The organism is Rossellomorea sp. NRS-1567 (genome assembly GCF_050467885.1).
Lineage (GTDB): Bacteria > Bacillota > Bacilli > Bacillales > Bacillaceae_B > Rossellomorea > Rossellomorea aquimaris_C.
In genome coordinates, this window is sequence record NZ_JBITPL010000017.1 from 49,365 (window position 1) to 68,548 (window position 19,184).

A 19,184-nucleotide genomic window follows, 5' to 3' on the forward strand; every position below is an offset into this window, starting at 1 on the left:
AAACAAAATAAATAGCCACCCTCTACAAACATAGAGGGTGGCTACATTCATTTTATGCTACTTCTGTTTCTTCCTTCTCTCCAGTCCCCTTTGATTTAAAGCCTATGAAGAACAGGACGGCAAGAAGGACGATGATCGAGACGAAAACAATCATATTGGATTCAATCAGGGTGACAAGATTTCCAAGCACGATGCCGACCAATCCAAAGTCTGCATCTCCAAACGTTGTTCCCTGGAATCCTAAGTTGCCTAAAACCGGTAACAAGAGTGCTGGCAGGAAGCTGATCATGACGCCGTTCGCCATGGAGCCAATGACTGCGCCTCTTCGACCACCGGTTGCGTTGCCGAAGACTCCGGCAGCTGCACCTGTGAAGAAGTGAGGGACAAGACCAGGCACGATTACTTTCAATCCTAGTAAAGGTAGAAAGAGCATGCTGACGAGACCGGCAATAAAGCTGAATAAGAAACCGATGATAACGGCGTTTCCTGCGAATGGGAAGATGGCCGGGCAATCAAGAGCCGGTTTCGCATTCGGGACGATTTTGTCCGCGATCCCTTTGAAGGCCGGAACGATTTCACCAAGGAGCATACGTACCCCGGCTAAAATGATATACACACCAACCGCAAATGTGATCCCCTGCATAAAGGCAAAGACCAGGAAGTTCTGTCCGCCGCTTAATTCTCCTTCGACGAAGGCCGGGCCTGCTGCACCTGCAACGACAAAGAACAGGATGACCATCGTCAGCGATACTGATACGGATGTGTCACGGAGAAATCCGAGTGACTTTGGAACTTTGATTTCTTCTGTTGATTTAGAACCTTTACCGACAACTTTACCAACTGTGGCAGATACCAGATACCCGATCGATCCGAAGTGGCCGACGGCAAAGTCGTCCGACCCGGTAACTTTGCGTGTGAATGGCTGAAGCATTGCTGGTGACAGAACCATCAGTGCCCCAAGGATGATTGAACCGAGAATGATCAATGGTACTCCGGTGAATCCTCCGGTGGTTAAGATGACAGCGATCAAGCAGGCCATGAACATGGTATGATGTCCGGTTAAAAAGATATATTTAAAAGGACTGAACCTTGCAATGATAATATTGACAATCATACCGAACAGCATGATCATCGCTGTCTCCGTACCAAAGCTTTCTTGTGCAAGGGCCACGACGGCTTCATTGTTCGGGATCACACCGTCGACTTCGAAGGCATGATTGAACATGCTGCTGAATTGCCCCAGGGACTGGACGAGTACATTCGCACCCGCCCCGAGGATGACGAAGCCCATGACCGTTTTCAGGGTTCCGGACACGACATCCCCTGAATTCTTGCGTTGAATCAGGAGCCCGATTAAGGCGAATAGACCGACAAGGATCGCGGGTGTACCGAGTATATCCTTCATTATGATATCAACCATTTGTATCGCTCCTTCCTATTAAAAGTGGACTAGATATTTTGTTCCAGTGCTGCGCGGAGTTCGTTCTTATCCATTAGGTTCTTTAACTTCACGACATTCTTGCGGCCATCTTCAAGGCTTTCCACGATATCCTCAGAACCGAGGAAAAGATCCGCCTGTTCCGTCTTCGCTGTCGTTAGATCCGTATGGGATACTTCCGCTTCTTTTCCCATATCCTTCAGCGCCGCTTTCACATTCATTTCCACGATCATGCTGCTTCCTAATCCATTACCACATACGACTAATACTTTTTTCATTTTTATTTCCTCCTCTGATTTATACTTCTACTGTTTGATTGATTAATTCAATAATGGTTTGACGATCACTTGCTGAGATTAACTTTTCCACGTTGTCTTCATTGGACAGCAGTTCTGTGAGCTGGGCCAAAGCTTTTAAGTGGGTTTGATTATCAATCGCCGCCAGCACGATGATGAGCTGAGCGCGATGTTTTTCTTTTTCGGTAAAATAAACCGGTTCCTCGAGTCTCAGGAAGCTCATCCCCAGCTGTTCGACGCCTGTCTCTGGACGGGCATGGGGGATGGCGATGTTCGGTGCGATGACGATGTAAGGACCCAATTCCTTCACGTTTGTGATCATCGCGTCCACATAGTCCGGACGGATCGATTGTTGATCGACGAGCGGCTCGCTCGCGACCCGGATGGCTTCCTCCCAGCTTGTGACACGGTCTTTCAGCTGTATCGTCTGTTCTGTCAGTAATTCATTAAGCATAGGCTTTCTGAGCTCCTTTATCGTGGGAGTAGTTTGTTCTAAAAGCTGGACCAGGTCTCTCTTCAGTGCGTCTTCTTCATGGACGGTCGCGTGACGCTTGATCACGTCCATCAGAAGGTCGGTCCTGTTTTTTTCGTTCGGCTTTGAGTCGAAAAACTCGTTCATTCTCTGCATGACCCGTTCCTTTTCAAGATTCGTCAAGATCGCGGGAACGTGGATGACGGGAATGTCTTTTTCTTTTATATAATTGGTGGAAAAAATAATATCCGCCTCGTACGTGTTCGTTCGATACTCCCTCATGGAAAGCGTCGTGATGACATTGAGCCCGGCAATCAGATTCTCAAGCTGGGTCCGGAGCATATTGGATGTCCCGATTCCATTTTCACACACGATGAGGGCTCTGAACTTTGTCTCTACCTTTTTCTTCTCTTTCGTCAACCATCCTCCGAAGTGCAGGGTGATATAGGCCGCTTCTTCATCGGGTACCGTTTTTCCGACATACAGTTCCAGATGCCTCATCACCCGCTTTGTCAGGTGAAAGATGTCCGGGTACGTCGTTTGAATGCTGTCGGACAGATCATTCGCGATCGAGAGCCCGTATTTGAGCCGGTAAAATGTCGGTTTAATATGGGAGATCAGGTTTTCCTCGAGTCCCTTTTTGTCATCGAACACGACGCAGGAGTAAAGCTGGAAATCATGGATCATCCGTTGAACGACTTCCTTCAGCCCTGATAATTCCTGTTCCGTATAGCGATTGAAATTATCCTGCTGGACTTTGGATCCAAGCAGGTTCATCGTGATGAAGCAAACCTCATCATCGGGAAATGTGACGTCAAGCTTATTGGTTATATGAAGAGCTGCCCGGTAGGCTTCAGTCTGCTTCAAGACTTCTTTTTCCTCGTCAGGCACAGAGGTATACTTTTGCAGTTCGATCCGCTTAATGATCATCAGGAGCTGAAGAGACAGGATCTCGACCATCTCATCGGTCAGCGTCAATCCCAATTCCTTTTCGGCTTCATAAAGAATTTCCCTCACAAGACGCCTCTGCTCGGTTTCCTGTGACCACGTGTCTGCTTCCGGCTGAATCATCCTGTGAACCTCATTCCGGACATTCTGCCAATCTTGATGGGAGAAGATGGTCGCAAGGATCGTGGAAAGCATCGTACGCTTTGCTTCCTCAGGTCCCATCAACCGGTAGCCTGAACCTTTCTTGTAATAAAGGTCCAGACCCGCTTCACGAAATTCCTTCTTGATGTCTTTAATCACCTTTGCGATTGTTCCCCGGCTCATGCTGGTCAGGTCCATGAACCGCTGCATCGACGCATCTTGTTCTTCCAACAGGATGGAGGCTTTAATCAGAACTTCGCGCTCTTCTTTCGATAACTGATACTGCCAGTCTTCAAAACTCTGATCCTTCGAAACCATCAACTGCGATTTCGATTCAGGGGGTAAGAATAATCCTTTCCCATGCTGACTTTCAATCGGTTCCACCCCTTCCGTCCTCAGCCAGCTGTTGATCTGATCGAGGTCGTAATAAATGGTCCGTTGGGACAAGTTCATCCTGGCGACCAGTTCCTTTGTGGGAACCGGGTCGGGTGAATGCTGAATGATGGATAATAAGTGTGCACGCCTTTTATCCAGTACCATGAGGATCCTCCTCTAGTTAATTTTGCATATTTATATTCTTGTTTAGTAGATGATCATCTTATAAATCTATTATATGGGCTATTCTTCAGGTATGAAAGGGGTTTCACTGTGTAGAGTTCGTAAGGGTTGTTTTTGCAAGATTGAACAGTTGGGTAAGGTGGGCATCAGTATAGGGATTTTGGATTGTCAAAGTGATAGAATTTTGAAATAATTGGTAAGATAAAAGGTATAGGGGAGGTCAAACCATGACGAATGATTTTTATTGCGATGAAGTATTAAGTGGAAAAACAGAAATACAAAAGGTGCTAGAAACAGACAATGTCCTCGCCTACCATCACACCAGGCCCTTCTATCCCGTCCATATCGTGGCGATCCCGAAAACGCATGTTCCATCCCTTCTTACGCTGGAAGAAGGTGATGACGAATTATTGCTTGAACTAATGGGGGTCATCAAAAAGGTGGCGCACATGGTCACCGATGAATCTGGGGCGTGTAAGGTCATTACGAATATAGGAGACTATCAAGATTCAAAGCATCTGCATTGGCATATTGTTTCTGGTAAGGCACTTCGGTAAAAGATAAAAGATGAAAGGAGAAAGCACATGACTAATGAAGAAACCTGTCCATTCTGCAATCCCGATGAGGACAAAGACCAAAACATCGTATTTGAAAATGATTCGTGCTATTTCCTGCAGCACAACAAGCACCAGGATGTATTAGAAGGGTCCGGCGTCATTGTTCCAAAAAACCATCATGCTGACGCATTTGAATTAACGGAAAAAGAGTGGAACGATACATACGAACTATTACAAAAAGCAAAGAAATACTTAAACAAAGCGTTTTCACCAGATGGCTATACACTGGGCTGGAATGTTGGGGAAGTGTCGAATCAGTTTATCTTCCATTGTCATTTACATGTGATACCGAGATACAATGATGAGCCCTTGGCTGGAAAAGGAGTCCGTTATTGGTTGAAGCAACCTGAGAATAAAAGAAGAAGACTGAAATCAAGTAAATAGATAAGGAAAAATGCGTATGTAAGTAAGTCTGCCAGGTTGATGATAGTAATGAAGAGGACGATCCTTCTGCTTTCCCTAGTAAGCAGAGGGATCGTCCTCTTATGATTAATATTCAGTTACCAACTTTTTTTAATAGATTCCTTCACTTCGCCAACCTTTTCCTGGATCTTCCCTTTATCCTTATCTCGTTCCCCTTCCGCTATTATACGATCGTCGTTTGTAAGTTTACCCAAACCTTTCTTCAAATCTCCCTTTGTCTGCTTTCGCTTTCCTTTTATTTGATCATGATTTTCTCGCATTTTAACTACCTCATTTCTATAGTTTATTGTTTTATTATTCATTATCCAAATTGGATTAAGAATAAACTAAGAAGGTGATAGCAATATATGTTAACTCAGTAACAAGAAAGAAATTAATCATTGAGGTATAAGGTGTAATTTGAAATAATTGGTAGGTAAGAAAGTATTCTTATTAGGGGGCAGGGATTCATGGTGAACTTATTCCTTTCCGGCGGCGGAGATAAGGAACAGACAGAAATATTGGATAAGGAATTTGTTAATGCAATAGATCTTAATAAACCACTGCTATACATTCCAATCGCGATGCAAGGCGAAATTCCTTATGAAGACTGTTCCAAATGGATACATAGTGTGTTTAATCCTCTAGGCATTAATGAAATAGAAATGTGGACTGATTTAGAAGCTAAGTCTCCCGAGGATCTAAGGAAATTCTCCTCCATTTATATCGGCGGAGGGAATACTTTTTATTTGTTAAACACCTTACGTGAGACAGGGTTTGATACCATTTTAAAAGAATTTGTAGACAATCAGGGGATTGTATATGGAGGGAGTGCCGGGGCTATTATTTTAGGCAGAGATAGTTTAACAGCCTCACATATGGACCCAAACCCTACAAATTTGAAGACCTTTGAAGGATTTAACTACATAGACAACTATTCATTATGGTGTCATTACGAAACTAGTAATGATGACTTAATCAAAGAATACGTAAACAAATATGGATATTCTGTCATTGCGTTACCAGAGGAAACTGGCATGGTTATGAGTGAGGGGGGAATGAAAGTAATCGGTTCGTCTCCTGCTTATATTTTTAGGAATAACGACAAATATGTGTTTGAACCAAATGGGGAGAAATGACGAGGTGAAGTAAGATGTCCATCGAAAAAGTAACAGAAACATTGTTATCCCGATATCAAAAAAAGTTCTCCGAAAATCGTCCCTTCATTGTAGGGATCGATGGGTTAGGAGGAGCAGGTAAGACTACGGTTGCCAAAGAACTTCGACATGCATTGGAACTTTCCAATCATGAGGCTTCCACCTTTCATCTTGATGATCACATTGTTGAAACACATAAACGATATGGAACCGGCAATGAAGAATGGTTTGAATATTACTTTCTCCAATGGGATATCGGATTAATCGAAACAGAACTGTTCAGAAAGCTGCGTGCTAGCGGCTCTATTAGCCTGCCTTTCTATCATTCTCCAACCGATACGGTCATCACCAAACCAATCCATCTGGCCCCGTCTTCTATCATCCTTATTGAGGGTGTCTTCTTACAAAGGAAAGAATGGCGACGATATGTTGACTTTATGATCTATATTGATTGTTCACATGAATTAAGAGCTGAAAGAGTATTGGACCGTGACCTCTATCTCGGTGACGATGGAGCAAGGTTGGATAAATATAAAAGAAGATACTGGTTGGCTGAGGATTACTACGTCGATCATGTAAATCCGATAGGGAGTGCGGATTACATTTACAGAGATAAATAATCGTTTATATAAAAGGGGGACCATCATGTTCTACAGAAGAAAGTTCTATCTAGTCAAAAAAGAGTTCGTCGAAACGTTTAATGATCACTTCAATCATACCAATTTGCCGAACCAGCTTAAACACGGCTCACGACTGGTTGGCCGCTGGATGAAGGACCATGATGAAGAGACCGTTGAGATCTTTGCTATTTGGGAATATGACAGTCATGACGATTATGTGAAGATTGAAACCAGCATCAGAAATGATGAAGATCATCTGACACGTATCCGGGATTGGTACGAAGAGCATGGCGGGAGGGACCATGTCGCAAAGGAATATATTATAGAAATGAAGAATGAAGAGTTGGAGTCGACGGTTCGGTGAATTAGGTGAGAGGTGATATAGAATTTTCACGACTAAAGACAGTCCTGGCGCCAAGGGGATCTGGTCGTTCGCACGTTACATGAGCGTGAGGAGTTTTGGTTCCACAATAAAGAAAATTCGACACGAAGGATCAATTATTCCAAAACAGGATTAATTAATTGAAATTAGGATCAATAATTCTTAAACAGGATTAATTAATTGAAATCAGGATCAATAATTCTTAAACAGGATTAATTATTCCCATTCAGGATTAAAAGTGGTTCAAACAGGATTAAATCTTAATAATGCTCAAATTATTCTCATCATTCTATCCCTGAATTCCGATCAAACGACCATTGTATAAGTAAAATGGCTCAATAACTCATCCCTGTTCAATAGAATTGTAAATAAACCTAAGAAAAAAGGTCGAATTTTGTTAACACAATCTATATTAAGCTGTATTGTTATCTACACATCAACTCAACATCCCTTTCCTAAAATAAAGTAGAAATACATATTCAGGATTGGAGATGAAGAAATTGAACAAAAAATTACTAATCGGTACAGGGGTTGCATTTTCATTATTATTCAGCCCGTTCAGTCAGGCGTTTGCAGAAGAACCAACAACAGGGGAAAGAAAGCAAGTGGATAATGTAGCACACCGGGGGGCAGCAGGTTATGCACCTGAAAACACGATAGCCGGTTTTGATGTGGCGGTTGATATGAAGGCGGATTACATTGAAATCGATGTTCAAAGAAGTAAAGATGGTGAATTGGTCGTCATCCATGATACAACAGTGAATCGTACAACAGATGGAACGGGAAAAGTAGGGGATTTAACACTTGAACAGCTTCAAAGCCTTGATGCGGGTAGCTGGAAGGGAGAATCATTTGCAGGAGAGGCGATTCCGACTTTTGAAGAAGTTCTGGATCGCTACCATGGAAAAGTTGGTATTTTAATAGAATTAAAGGCTCCAGAGCTTTACCCTGGTATTGAAGGACAAGTGGCAGAAGCATTACAAGAACGGAATCTCGATAAACCACAAAATGAAAAAATTATTCTACAATCGTTTAACTTTGAATCGATGAAAAAAATGGATCAATTGCTTCCTCATGTTCCAGTCGGTGTGTTAACTTCTAACCGTGCACTTACCACACCAGAAGCGTTAAAAGAAATCTCAACCTATGCGGAATGGTTCAACCCAAGCTATGGAATCGTGACAGAAGAAGTAGTGAATGAAGTCCACGCCCAAGGGATGCAAATCGGATCATGGACGGTACGCAGCCAGGAAGCAGCCGACTTTCTATTCGACATGAAGGTTGACGCGATCATTACGGATTATCCGGATTATATAGATCCTAGAAACTAATATTCTTTTAAAAGGGGAGTGGCTTATGCTGCTCCTTTTTTGTAAGGTTCCAGTCTGACCATTCGTCGTTGAAAGAGGCTGTCCCAAAAGTAAGCATTGGGACAGCCCCTTTTTCATCTGAGGAATCGGTTGCAACATGATGCCTCATTAACTCAGCTACCTTCTATTGCCCGAGGTAAGCCTTGATATAAAAATCGGTTCACTTTATGATGAATGGAGACTTTATAAATAGAGTCTCCATTATATGCATGCAATTTAAATAAAATACTAGAAAGAAATTTATGTTGGAGTTGGACAGGATGAATTGGATCTATATCACATTATTGGTCCTGCTGATGTTTTCCACCTATTCCATCATCAGCACGGTATATATTAGGAAAAGGAATGACCGTATAACAAGAAGGGTGAATGTTCCGGGTGCGATTGCATTGACGTTTGACGATGGACCAGACCCAATGTATACCGGTCAGCTACTCGATGTCCTCAGTAAGCACGGTGTGAAGGCTACTTTTTTCGTGGTCGGAAGCAAGGTGGAGAAATATCCTGAGTTGGTGGAACGGATGAAGAGGGAAGGCCATACAATTGGGATTCATCATTATACTCATGTGTCCAGCTGGTTTTTAACTCCTTTTCAATTGAAAAAGCAGTTGGAGCAATCACATATGGTAATCGAGCAGGTCACGCTTGAGAGGCCGATTTATTATCGTCCACCGTGGGGACATTTTAATGTGTTCACCCTGTGGTTATCCAGGGAGTATGAGGTTGTATTGTGGTCCCACATCTTTCAGGATTGGAAGGTGAAGAACAGTGGGGACTTACTTGAACGGATGAAAGAGGCAGATCATGACGGTTCCATTTTCGTCCTTCATGACAGTGGGACGACGTTCGGGGCCGATGAGAAAGCCCCTCATTATATGATAGAGTCATTGGATGCATTCCTTGAAGATGCGTTAAAGAAACAGATCCGATTCACTCACCTACCAAACACAGGATTGAAGGAGCAGGCAGTAAATGGGCAGTGAAGAACTTATCCAGTACATTCATAGCTACGGTTATTTCATCATTTTCCTGTTTCTATTCTTCGGGATCGTAGGAATACCGGCACCGGAAGAGTCCCTTTTATTCTTAGTAGGGCTATTGGCAGCCAAAAGCCAGTTACTGCTTCCTTTGGCATTGGTCTCTTCATTCCTTGGTGTTTATACAGGAATGATTACGGGGTACTATGGTGGAAGGCTCATCGGACAGCCTCTTATCGATCGATACGGAAGATGGATCGGGTTATCCGAGGAAAAGGTGCGGAAGTATGAACAGCTCTTTACCATGCACTCAACCAAGGCTTTACTATTTGGTCTGTTTATGCCGGGACTTCGGCAATTGAGTCCGTATCTCTCAGGGATATTCGGTACACCGTACATGCCCTTTTTCTTCCTTACCATGGCGGGCTCGGCGATTTGGACGGTTTCGTATATTTGCCTTGGATATTGGCTCGGCAACACACTTTCCATTAATCCAATCTATGTGCCTTATGCAGGGGTTGGATTACTAGTGATTTTTATCCTGACCACTGTGTGGCGATCCGTTAAAAAGAAAAAAGAGAGGTATTTGGAATGAAGATTGTGATTCTATCGATGTTCAGTGTTCCAACCGGGCATACGAAAGTAGCCGAGGTTCTACACGACAGCATAAGACATGACTATCCGGAAGCTGAAATCAAGATCATTGATTTCTTGTCTTTCTCGAATCCTCTTCTGGAAAAAATGATATCCGGTATTTATTTTAAATGGATCAGAACGTCGCCGGAAAGCTATAAAGGCTTTTACCAAAAGGTGATGATGAAAGATAAAGAACAAAGCTTCTTTTTGAGAAGCATTTCCCGATTTGCCACCTACTTTGAAAAGAAGGTTTTGAAGATAGTGGAGGAGGAAAAACCTTCACTGGTGATTTGCACCCACTCCTTTCCGTCGAGAATGATCGGAAGGCTGAAGTCAAGGGAGGGGAGCATTTCCTGTAAAACGATGAATGCTTATACAGATTTCTTTGTGAACGGGGTTTGGGAAACCGGGCAGATCGATTATCACCTTGTCCCGACTGAAGAGGTGAAGGACACATTGGTCAGCCGTCACCACGTTTCTTCGGATCGAATCTATCAAACCGGCGTCCCCGTTTCCGACGTGTTTAAGGATAAGGGCACACATCAGAGTCCCCGGGGCAAGAAGGGAAAGCATATCCTTGTAGCCGGGGGGAATAGCGGGTTATGTGTAAGAAAAAATGGAGTTAAGGTCTTTTCGCGATACCCGGATATCCATTTCTCTGTACTATGCGGTCATAACCACAGGCTGTACCGGTCTCTGCTCAACCAACCGAATATTACGCCCTACATGTATATTCAGGACCAGGAAGAAGTGAATGATCTATATGATGCAGTGGATGGTATCATTACCAAACCGGGTGGAGTCACGATCAGTGAAGTCCTTCATAAAAAAATCCCTGTGTTCATCCTTGCTTATCTTCCCGGACAGGAAGAGTTTAATTTACATTACCTTGTAGAGCGAGATCTCGTCTTCCACATTGGGGAGACAGGGGACTTCTCTTCCCTGGAAGAAATCCTTTATGATCAAAAGGAAATTCAACGAAAAGTAAACAATGTAGAAACCTATTTATCCTCCCTTACCGTGGGCTTCACCGATATATTGAGGGAAATTCAGGAGGAATCGCGCCAGACGATCAAAGTGAAATCTGTCGGGGGAAAAGCGGGAATCGGGGTCTTTCTTTCGAGCTGAATAGAGGTCAAGGTTCTGCTGCCACGGACGAAGAGAACCATCTTTTCTGAATCATCGTTTGTATAGAATAGATAATGGGGTCTGACCCTCCACACATTCATCATCGTGTTGGAGGCAGATCCCTTTTCTTGTGGTATAATTATCCAAAAATAAGGTGGAGTCATTATGAATCTCGGAGATTTACTCTTTCAGTTTGTTTTCTTTTCATTATTACTATTGGGAATCGTGTCATTCACCCTTTTCATCAGGAGGCTCATCATCAATAGGAAGAAAGAAGTTCATACTTCTGATGATATCAATAAGAAATTAGATAGAATCATTGAATTGCTGGAACATCAAAATAATAGCTGAAAATCCAAGAGTTGATCTTCAGCTTTTACTTTACTCAGTAAAGGCAGGCTCATTTATTTTATCATCCTCCGAAACTTTAAATTGAAATGAACGTCTTACTACTTAAAGGGGGAAGAAAATGAAGAAAATCGTTTTGATTTTTGCCTCCATATTCTTTTGTATAGTGAGTGGCTGTCAGGGCATCGAGTCAGTGGTTACAGAGGAACAAGCTAAATCCATCGTGATGGAACACCACACGAAACACATAGGTGAAGTTGAAATTCTCTCTGTGAAGATTGAATTCAATAAGTACATCATCACATGGGAAAACAAAGACAATTGTGAGAGCGGGACAGACAGCGTGAACAAAAAAGGTGAAATCAAAAACCTTGGAACATCCATATGTTAAGGAAATATACAGCTTCTTTATGTTTACTGATTTCATTCTTATTATGTATCGTTACAGGTTGTTCACCAGCAATAGCAAATGATGAGCAAAAAATTATCGTTCAAAAGTGGGTTGGCAATGAAAATAAATATGAAGAGTATAAAGAAATCTCAGACAACCAACAAGTTCTTTACGTAAAAAGGATAATGGATGAAGCGAATTGGAGAGATGCGCATGTAGAGTTCGTTCGTCCAGCAGATTATCAATTTATCTTTCAGTTTAAAAATCCAACTATAGAATCAAAAGCAGTGTTATACAGTGTTTGGGTTAGTCCGAAAGAAGATTTATTTGAGATGACCCAAGGAGAACAGGAGTTTACGCAGCTCTCTAAAAAAGAATCCGCACGTTTGCTTGAGATCATTGGTGAATAGAGGTGTATTCTCATTAAGAAAAAAGGATTGGCTACTGTCATCATCAGTATCGTATTGTTGTTCTTTTTTTATATGTATATTGGAATTCCTGTCAGCTATGAAGATGTAGCCATTAAAGAAGCCCCTAAAATGATCCGGGAAGCGATATATGAAGATCATGAAATGTTGGGTTATCGTATCTTTCAAGAGGACATTCACACATACATTTATTATAAAAGCGACGACGCTCAAAATGATTACATCACGACCGAATTGGATTTGAAGCGGAAGGGTGGGAAGATCGTAGCTACTGCGAGGGTGGTCAATGCTGCAAATGATGGATATGTAAGTTACTATAAGCTTCTAAAAATGGAGCGGATTTCAGAGGAAGAACTTATTCTGAATGGAAGAATAGCTGTTCATTAAGATTTTTTTCATAAGAAGAATGGTAGAAGTGTCTATAGCGAAGCGGATTTATCTTAATGACATCTAGACTCAACATAATTGTTAGAGCTTGAAGAATTTTGTTGTACTTCAAAAAAAGAGGTTGTCCCGTTGCTTCACAAGGGACAACCTCTTTTTTACCTTATTCTGAAAAAGCATCCGAGTAATGAACGAAACCCTGTACATTTCTAAGAGAATGCTCCGTCAATTCCATAGCCATAAATACTTCATCAGGCACTTCAAACGGAGGTTTGATATTCCAAAGTGCCGCTTTCTTAAATCCAAACCTTGGATAATAGTCTTTATGCCCTAATACAATCACCGAATGATAACCGATCTCTTTAGCCTTTTGCAGTGCTGCACGTATCAATTGGCTTCCGATTCCCTTTTTTTGAAAGGAGGGTGCTACAGACACGGGAGCAAGTGCCAGAGAATCAGCCACTTTATCATGGTCAACAATGGTGATTTTAGATAGTAGAATGTGACCGGCCACTTCATCGCTTTGGTTGATAGCGACCAATGAAAGCTCAGGTATAAATGCATCTGATTTTCGAATGTTCCTTACAAGCAGATGTTCTTTCTTATCGCTATACTCCTCATGTAAAAATGCTTGTTTAGTCATTTCTTCTGTCGTGCTATATTCTTCAGGGCGTTCTTGTCTAATGAAGATATCCATTTATAGTCTCCTATTCTTTAATAAAAGTTGTTGGGTTCAAATATAAATGGTACTTTCTTAATGAATGGAGTCATTAAGAAAGTTTTCACCCCAGTAATAAACAGTTGTTATGCAAACAAAAACCTCCAAATTAGTATGTATTTATTTTATTCAGTAATAAACCCGGGGTCAACCTCGGTACAAGGATTGCTTGTCCAGAACCGGAAAGAACTATATAATAAAGAAGAATCTTAAACAATAAGGAGGGAAATTTCATGCATTCGTTCACTGTAGACATCAAAGCTGAGAAAAAGTATCTTGTCTTCATGATGTCTATTTTTGGAATTTCAGCTGTCCTCGGGACAAGTCTGTCCTTTTTTAGCTGAATTTCAATAATGTGAAAGTATGTATGATTTCCTGAAAATAGCGAAAGCCACGGGGAATGATTCCCTGTGGCTTTTTTTGATCAAGCTACGGCGGTTAGAGCCGCCTCCGCTTTTCTTGATCTAGCTGCGGCGGCTAGAGGCTCGAGGTCATAAGGTAAACATGCCAAAAAGGCAAAAAGCGCCTTTCCGGCATGTTCAACTTATGCTTATCGCCTCTTAACGAGCCACCTCCGCTTTCTATTAACCTTATGTTTATGAGAGGACGAAAACTAATGATTAAGACAAGAAACAATATATATCTGCTTTATTTTTATCTCTTTTTTGCCCAGTTGTTTTTTGACCGGGCGTTGTGGGTCATCTACCTTGGCGATAAGGGGATGACATTCGGTGAAATCGGCATATTGGAGGCGTTTCTCCATTTGGCCATCGTCCTGTTTGAGGTTCCGACCGGGATGATCGCAGACTTGTATGGGAGGAAGGTCAGCCTGGTGATCGGGAATGTGTTCAGTCTCCTTTATGCCTTGTTCATGCTGATGAGCGGGACATTTTCGATGTTTACCCTGGCCTTTCTATCCATGGGTCTCATGGTGACCTTTCATTCCGGTGCCGAGCAGGCGTTTGCTTATGACACGTTGAAGAATGAAAAGCGTGAGAAGGATTATACGAGGGTAATCGGTAGCATGACAGCCATTTCCCTCTTATCATTGAGCCTTGCCAAATTCCTCGGGGGATTCATGGCAGAGATCAGCTGGGAATGGGTATATGGTGCAACCATCGTCACCCATGTCCTTGCTGTGATTCCACTGTTTTTCATGAAGGAACCGGAGCGTGAAAAGACGGAGGATATCGGCGGACGATGGTATAACCAATGGGTTCATCAATTTAAATTGGGGGTTGCCGTTTGGAGAAATAACACGGTCATTCACCAGCCTGTTGTGCTATTTATCTTAGCGAGTGCAGTCATGGTGATCATGGTGTTCTACGGACAGGAATACTTCATTCAATTAGGCTACTCCCCAGTTGTCGTGGGAGCTGTGTTTACAATTGAAGGGCTCCTTGGCGTCGTGATGGCGAAGATCGCATACAGGGTGGAGGCACGATTTAAGTTCTTCAATATTTTATATTATGGCTTAGGTCTTTTCCTCTTCTTTTTCATCCTGTTCATCTTCGCCACGGACTGGGCGATCCTATTATCGTTTCTGATCCTTGCGCAGTTGTTGAGTCTGTTCGAACCGATCTTCAGCTCATTCGTGCAAAATTTTCTGCAGAGCAATATCAGATCTACTTTCCTTTCGCTGATCGGATTAATGGAGAGCTTCGTCATCATGATCAGCTTTCCGTTATTCGGATTTGCCATCGAACGTACAGGGTTTACCGATGGGTTTGCGGGCCTGCTGCTGATTTTTTTCGTGCTGGCAGGCGGGTATTTGGTTGGTCAGCGATTTATTCAACGGGTAAGGTAAAGAAGGAGCTTCTCACTTTTAGGTGGGGGGCTTTTTTTTATCATCGTAACAGGTAAATTATGTTAAAATATGGGGAGATAAAACTCTACAAGGGGGCAAAATGAAATATCTTTTTGATTTTTTTCTGGCAGTATCATTAAATGGTCTTTCTTATTACATCGCAAGTTTCGCTCTTAGAAATGGATTGCCTATTTGGCAGGCGCTGATCATCGGCTTTTCTGTCGTTTCACTTGGCGCATTGACCGAAGCAATGGGAAGCCCGATGTGGTTGATTGTATTGGTTCCATTTCCAGTTGGGATGTTCTTGCTTTACTTATTCCTTCAAGTATCGGTTCCTCAATGGTTTTTGACGTATTTGCTCACTCTTGCCATATACACTGTCATCCATATACCGATGAGTTATTTCTTTCAGTTCCATTCGTTAATTCCGGCATGGAAACTACCTTAATCAAAAGGAGAGATTGTTGTGAATGCTGAAAAAATGAAAAAGACATTCCGAATAGTTGGGTTAAAAGGAGAAGGAGCCTTCAATGAATTTAACACAGAGGTACCAAAACGGGCCAAGCATTTTCTAGAGAGATTACATGAAATCGAAGCCGATCATGGTCCTGAAATCGCCCTCTACGAACCTAAGAGGGATACCTACCATTTGGAAGGGATCTATTATGTAGGGATCATGGTGGACGAAACCCTTACAAATGTTCCGGTCGGTATGGGATATATCGAACTGGACGAAGAGTATGTTACGACGAAAGGGAACGTTCGACATATTGGCAAGCTTCATAACGATCTTTTAAAGTGGATGGATGACCAGGGATATAAAAGGAAACCGGATTCTTATATTGTGGAGACCTATCATCCATTGGAAACTGGTGAGGAAGAAGTAGGGATTTACTTACCTATTTATGTATAGGACCCTTCCCATGATACAACTTTCGACAAACGGATTATAAAATGAAAAAAGTGGATCATATATCAAAATTCCGGTTCATAAATGGCTAGCTGAAACCGGATCATATATCTGAAAAGTGGATCATAAGTCGTGAAAACCGGTTCATATATTGGAGGGAAGGATCCTCATGAAAGGTTTCAATCTCATAGAAGCCCAATGATTGTCATAAAACGGGATATTTCCATAGATTTTGATCAAAAACAAGCCTGAACTGAGGGGCAGAACCTATTTTTGAAAAAGAGAATGTGATGATAGGTGGAGAAGTGTATCTATCATTCAACATTTGATCATCTGCTAGTTTAGTATTGGAGGCTGTCTTGAATGAGGATTTCGCGACTATAATCAAACATGGTAGTAATGAAAAGGGGGGTATTCAGCATGAAAATTCTCTGGGCGGGTGCCAACATTCTGATGCCGGTTCTGTTATTATTTCTGGCTTTTGCTACCTGGATCGGGTACATTGCTGAAGATATTCGGGAGTAGTATCACTTTAAGTGGGCGGCCCTACTTCTTCTATACCTCGATAATACCCCTTCCATAAAGCTTGCTGAAAGCGTCGGGATGGAATTTGAATGCATCAGGAAAGGATTTATCTATGAGTTCGGTGAATGGACGGATAATATGATTTATTATTTGAATGGAGGGTAAGGAAACGATCGTGGGGAAGGGAGTATGCTGTCGGGTGGATGAATGAATACAGGGAGGAGACATGAGATGCAATTATTTCATTATCACTGGTGGACGGAAAAAGTGGAGGAAATGGAAAGGTTTTATCAGAAGTCAGGATTTGAAACCAAGTTAAGAGTCGGTCGATACAATGGGGAAATGCACACATTCAATCCTCCTTTGAACTGGGAAGATTTCCGGGATAAAGACATTCGATTTAGAATCATCGAGATGGCTAAAGGTCAAACCAATCTGACATTTGGACACGGAAAAAGGGATATGTTCGACCATATCGGCTTCTTGGTTACGGATGCTGAGTATTCAAAGGTCATAGAAAGAGCGGAAGAACTTAAGTGGAAGGTAAATGTAGGAGAACGAAGAACGTTCCTATCAACTCCCTGGAAGTTTCGGATCGAACTTCAAAAAAGGCGGGAAGTAGTGACTGAAGAAAAACACCCCTCTATACAAGCGATGGAGATTCACATTCCCTTCCGTGATGACCCTGCCTTAGTAAGCAGTCTATTAAACTTTGAACTGATTGAGCAAACTAGTGGAAAAGTGACAATAGGGAACGATGAGTGCACCCTTATTTTTTGCAACAGTGAGGAAAAGGAAGCGAGTCTGCATTCCGTTGTGTACCTTGCTGATCATGATTTCAGCAAGGTAGATCCTGTTCATACGAAATTAATAGGCAAAACATAATAGTGGGAGTGGGAATCAGTGAAACGACACCTTTTCATAATGGGGATTTTGTTCCTGTTCGTGGCAGCTTGCGGCAACCAGGACGAAATCACCGACCCTCACTTTATGTGGAGAGGTAACAAATATATCACTACCTATGAACCAATAGAAGAAAAGCAAGTATCAGAACAGATGGGTGTAATAAGAGCTGAGGTGGAAGCCCCAATAGATGAGAACGGAGAAGCCACGGGGACAGTGAACTTGGCTCTTTTTGAAGGAGAACCAAGGGGATGTTCTCAGTGGACTTTTTTAGAATAGGCTAAAGATAAATGACCTATTTAGAAAGGGGGAATTTCGTGTTTTTATTTATCGCATTGGCGCTGCTCTCTCTAAATGTGGCCTTCTTTATATTAAAGCTGGTGGCTCCTTACTCGGAAATGATGAACTCTTTTAAGACAGTGAATGGATTTTGGAAAGCTCAAGCGACTTGTTTGGCTTGTGTCTTGCTCTTCGTATTTCTGCATTATTCAGGGGAAGAGAGGGCCAAATGGCATACTAGCCCTGACTATGTTTCAGAAGGGAATTTGTATTTGGGTGATGAGAAGGGGAGCATCGAGTACAATTCATTTGTCGTGGAGGAAAAAAACTTTGAGACGAATCTGATTCTACCTGATAAGGCCATAGGTGCAGATAAAGTGCGCCTTCTATTCACTCACGATGGAGATGGAAAAAAAGAACCGATAGCGTTACCCCATTCCCGGGAGAAGAAACAGCCAGTGACGCTGTGGTTTCCTGATAGTGGGCAATGGAGAATAGATATTGAAATAAACGGTTCCGCATATTCTTCAGTTGTGTTGCCTGTCAAAGAGAAATAACCAATCCACGGAATTACGCTAGGTGAAGAAAATGATTTGTGTATTTGATTTGGAAGGAGAGTCCACAGGTACAGGTACCCTGGAGCCAGGGTACCTGTACCTGTGGTCTTAATTGGTACGAAGCGAAAGGGCAGGATTGCTGAAAGAAAGTTGAATAAAGGGGCGATGAGTACTATGAAACGAATGCCGTTTGAACCACCAACAGAACATTATGAAGATCGAATTAAAGACATTGATGAACAGATCTGTAACTTCATCAAACAACGTAAGGACCTTTCTGATAATGATCCTGGATTTCCAACTAAACAACTGATCTCCACTTGGGCAGAGAAGTATGATTTTCATGAGGAATTTTTAAATAGCGTGTTTTCTCATTTCTTACAAGAAGAAATGTTCAGACCGGTTGTTGAGCCGAAAGGGTTTATTAAGAACATACCAATCTTAAAATCATTTGAAAAAGATGATATGTTTTTCTCGGTAACATTCGTACGTCAATTTGAAAATGCCAGTGTCATTCACTTTACCATTGATACGGATGCATCCGATGAGTATCCCAGGGAATTTCGGGAGCATACATTTTTTGACCTATCAATAGAAGGAGAAGAGGATTACGAGTGTCGTAACGAAGGAGGAGGAGGCTCCAGGGGGCATACATCTTATACATACATTGTATCACCAGCATTACCCGACGATTTTTCAAACATTCATTTCATTTTTAGAGAATGTAAAATGCCATTTCAGAAGCCAACGGGTTTCGAAATTATTATATAAATTGAGAATTAGGGTCTGAGC

General features: G+C 42.2%; 25 protein-coding genes and 1 pseudogene. 21 read left to right on the top strand and 5 right to left on the bottom strand.

The genetic code is table 11. The features are described from left to right. Positions 1-52: 52 nt before the first annotated feature. Genes ACIFOD_RS12835 through ACIFOD_RS12845 form a run of 3 tightly spaced genes read right to left on the bottom strand, consistent with a single transcriptional unit; the run spans position 53 to position 3,835 of the window. On the bottom strand, positions 53-1,420 hold the full coding sequence (locus tag ACIFOD_RS12835) for a PTS ascorbate transporter subunit IIC (protein WP_430314990.1): 1,368 nt from the start codon (positions 1,418-1,420) through the stop codon (positions 53-55). A gap of 29 nt (positions 1,421-1,449) precedes the next feature. After that, on the bottom strand, positions 1,450-1,716 hold the full coding sequence (locus ACIFOD_RS12840; RefSeq protein ID WP_044338820.1) for a PTS sugar transporter subunit IIB: 267 nt from the start codon (positions 1,714-1,716) through the stop codon (positions 1,450-1,452). A gap of 19 nt (positions 1,717-1,735) precedes the next feature. Then, the gene (locus tag ACIFOD_RS12845) at positions 1,736-3,835 is read right to left on the bottom strand and encodes a BglG family transcription antiterminator (protein WP_430314991.1); all 2,100 of its coding nucleotides are present in this window, start codon (positions 3,833-3,835) and stop codon (positions 1,736-1,738) included. A 245-nt stretch (positions 3,836-4,080) separates the two neighbouring features. Between ACIFOD_RS12845 and ACIFOD_RS12850 the strand changes: the two genes are divergently transcribed. Beyond that, on the top strand, positions 4,081-4,410 hold the full coding sequence (locus tag ACIFOD_RS12850; RefSeq protein ID WP_430314992.1) for an HIT domain-containing protein: 330 nt from the start codon (positions 4,081-4,083) through the stop codon (positions 4,408-4,410). Positions 4,411-4,413: 3 nt separating this feature from the next. Continuing rightward, on the top strand, positions 4,414-4,854 hold the full coding sequence (locus ACIFOD_RS12855) for an HIT family protein (RefSeq protein ID WP_430315082.1): 441 nt from the start codon (positions 4,414-4,416) through the stop codon (positions 4,852-4,854). Positions 4,855-4,970: 116 nt separating this feature from the next. On the opposite strand, the gene ACIFOD_RS12860 is transcribed toward ACIFOD_RS12855, so the two are convergent. Beyond that, positions 4,971-5,153, bottom strand: a complete 183-nt coding sequence (locus tag ACIFOD_RS12860; RefSeq protein ID WP_430314993.1) for a CsbD family protein — start codon at positions 5,151-5,153, stop codon at positions 4,971-4,973. Positions 5,154-5,342: 189 nt separating this feature from the next. Between ACIFOD_RS12860 and ACIFOD_RS12865 the strand changes: the two genes are divergently transcribed. The 11 genes from ACIFOD_RS12865 (at position 5,343) to ACIFOD_RS12915 (ending at position 12,696) form a co-directional block, all read left to right on the top strand. Then, entirely contained in the window at positions 5,343-6,011 is a 669-nt protein-coding gene (locus tag ACIFOD_RS12865) for a Type 1 glutamine amidotransferase-like domain-containing protein (RefSeq protein ID WP_430314994.1), read from the top strand. Positions 6,012-6,025: 14 nt separating this feature from the next. Beyond that, positions 6,026-6,649: a kinase gene (locus ACIFOD_RS12870; protein ID WP_430314995.1), complete on the top strand. Its 624-nt coding sequence runs from the start codon at positions 6,026-6,028 to the stop codon at positions 6,647-6,649. 25 nt (positions 6,650-6,674) lie between these two features. Continuing rightward, complete coding sequence (locus ACIFOD_RS12875) at positions 6,675-7,013, top strand: NIPSNAP family protein (protein ID WP_430314996.1); 339 nt, start codon at positions 6,675-6,677, stop codon at positions 7,011-7,013. Between the two features lie 518 nt (positions 7,014-7,531). Then, the gene (locus ACIFOD_RS12880) at positions 7,532-8,362 is read left to right on the top strand and encodes a glycerophosphodiester phosphodiesterase (RefSeq protein ID WP_430314997.1); all 831 of its coding nucleotides are present in this window, start codon (positions 7,532-7,534) and stop codon (positions 8,360-8,362) included. A gap of 299 nt (positions 8,363-8,661) precedes the next feature. Continuing rightward, entirely contained in the window at positions 8,662-9,384 is a 723-nt protein-coding gene (locus ACIFOD_RS12885) for a polysaccharide deacetylase family protein (protein WP_430314998.1), read from the top strand. Further along, positions 9,374-9,973, top strand: a complete 600-nt coding sequence (locus ACIFOD_RS12890) for a DedA family protein (RefSeq protein WP_397552324.1) — start codon at positions 9,374-9,376, stop codon at positions 9,971-9,973. The genes ACIFOD_RS12885 and ACIFOD_RS12890 overlap by 11 nt, the downstream gene beginning before the upstream one ends. Further along, positions 9,970-11,142 carry an MGDG synthase family glycosyltransferase gene (locus ACIFOD_RS12895; RefSeq protein ID WP_430314999.1) on the top strand — a complete coding sequence of 391 codons (1,173 nt, stop codon included), beginning with the start codon at positions 9,970-9,972 and terminating at the stop codon, positions 11,140-11,142. Before ACIFOD_RS12890 ends, ACIFOD_RS12895 begins: the two co-directional genes overlap by 4 nt. Positions 11,143-11,307: 165 nt before the next feature. Continuing rightward, entirely contained in the window at positions 11,308-11,493 is a 186-nt protein-coding gene (locus tag ACIFOD_RS12900) for a DUF4083 domain-containing protein (protein WP_430315000.1), read from the top strand. Between the two features lie 118 nt (positions 11,494-11,611). Then, positions 11,612-11,881, top strand: a complete 270-nt coding sequence (locus tag ACIFOD_RS12905) for a hypothetical protein (protein ID WP_430315001.1) — start codon at positions 11,612-11,614, stop codon at positions 11,879-11,881. Continuing rightward, positions 11,875-12,291: a hypothetical protein gene (locus tag ACIFOD_RS12910; protein WP_430315002.1), complete on the top strand. Its 417-nt coding sequence runs from the start codon at positions 11,875-11,877 to the stop codon at positions 12,289-12,291. The genes ACIFOD_RS12905 and ACIFOD_RS12910 overlap by 7 nt, the downstream gene beginning before the upstream one ends. Positions 12,292-12,318: 27 nt before the next feature. After that, positions 12,319-12,696: a hypothetical protein gene (locus ACIFOD_RS12915; protein WP_430315003.1), complete on the top strand. Its 378-nt coding sequence runs from the start codon at positions 12,319-12,321 to the stop codon at positions 12,694-12,696. A gap of 160 nt (positions 12,697-12,856) precedes the next feature. On the opposite strand, the gene ACIFOD_RS12920 is transcribed toward ACIFOD_RS12915, so the two are convergent. After that, positions 12,857-13,390 (bottom strand): GNAT family N-acetyltransferase, encoded by a 534-nt coding sequence (locus ACIFOD_RS12920; protein ID WP_430315004.1) that lies wholly within the window; start codon positions 13,388-13,390, stop codon positions 12,857-12,859. A 637-nt stretch (positions 13,391-14,027) separates the two neighbouring features. Here ACIFOD_RS12920 and ACIFOD_RS12925 point away from each other — a divergent pair. The 8 genes and pseudogenes from ACIFOD_RS12925 to ACIFOD_RS12960 all read left to right on the top strand — a co-directional run bounded on the left by ACIFOD_RS12925 (position 14,028) and on the right by ACIFOD_RS12960 (position 19,163). After that, positions 14,028-15,218 (top strand): MFS transporter, encoded by a 1,191-nt coding sequence (locus ACIFOD_RS12925; protein WP_430315005.1) that lies wholly within the window; start codon positions 14,028-14,030, stop codon positions 15,216-15,218. A 100-nt stretch (positions 15,219-15,318) separates the two neighbouring features. Continuing rightward, positions 15,319-15,666 (top strand): hypothetical protein, encoded by a 348-nt coding sequence (locus ACIFOD_RS12930; protein ID WP_430315006.1) that lies wholly within the window; start codon positions 15,319-15,321, stop codon positions 15,664-15,666. A gap of 33 nt (positions 15,667-15,699) precedes the next feature. Continuing rightward, positions 15,700-16,131 (top strand): effector binding domain-containing protein, encoded by a 432-nt coding sequence (locus ACIFOD_RS12935; RefSeq protein ID WP_430315007.1) that lies wholly within the window; start codon positions 15,700-15,702, stop codon positions 16,129-16,131. Positions 16,132-16,689: 558 nt separating this feature from the next. Further along, positions 16,690-16,818 (top strand): annotated as a pseudogene (locus ACIFOD_RS12940) (GNAT family N-acetyltransferase); the annotation flags it as partial. 66 nt (positions 16,819-16,884) lie between these two features. Further along, positions 16,885-17,538 carry a hypothetical protein gene (locus ACIFOD_RS12945; protein ID WP_430315008.1) on the top strand — a complete coding sequence of 218 codons (654 nt, stop codon included), beginning with the start codon at positions 16,885-16,887 and terminating at the stop codon, positions 17,536-17,538. A gap of 18 nt (positions 17,539-17,556) precedes the next feature. Then, positions 17,557-17,835 carry a hypothetical protein gene (locus tag ACIFOD_RS12950; RefSeq protein ID WP_430315009.1) on the top strand — a complete coding sequence of 93 codons (279 nt, stop codon included), beginning with the start codon at positions 17,557-17,559 and terminating at the stop codon, positions 17,833-17,835. Positions 17,836-17,873: 38 nt separating this feature from the next. Continuing rightward, positions 17,874-18,392, top strand: coding sequence for a hypothetical protein (locus tag ACIFOD_RS12955; RefSeq protein WP_430315010.1), 519 nt, complete (start codon positions 17,874-17,876; stop codon positions 18,390-18,392). Between the two features lie 165 nt (positions 18,393-18,557). Further along, positions 18,558-19,163 carry a hypothetical protein gene (locus tag ACIFOD_RS12960; protein WP_430315011.1) on the top strand — a complete coding sequence of 202 codons (606 nt, stop codon included), beginning with the start codon at positions 18,558-18,560 and terminating at the stop codon, positions 19,161-19,163. Positions 19,164-19,184 lie beyond the last annotated feature (21 nt).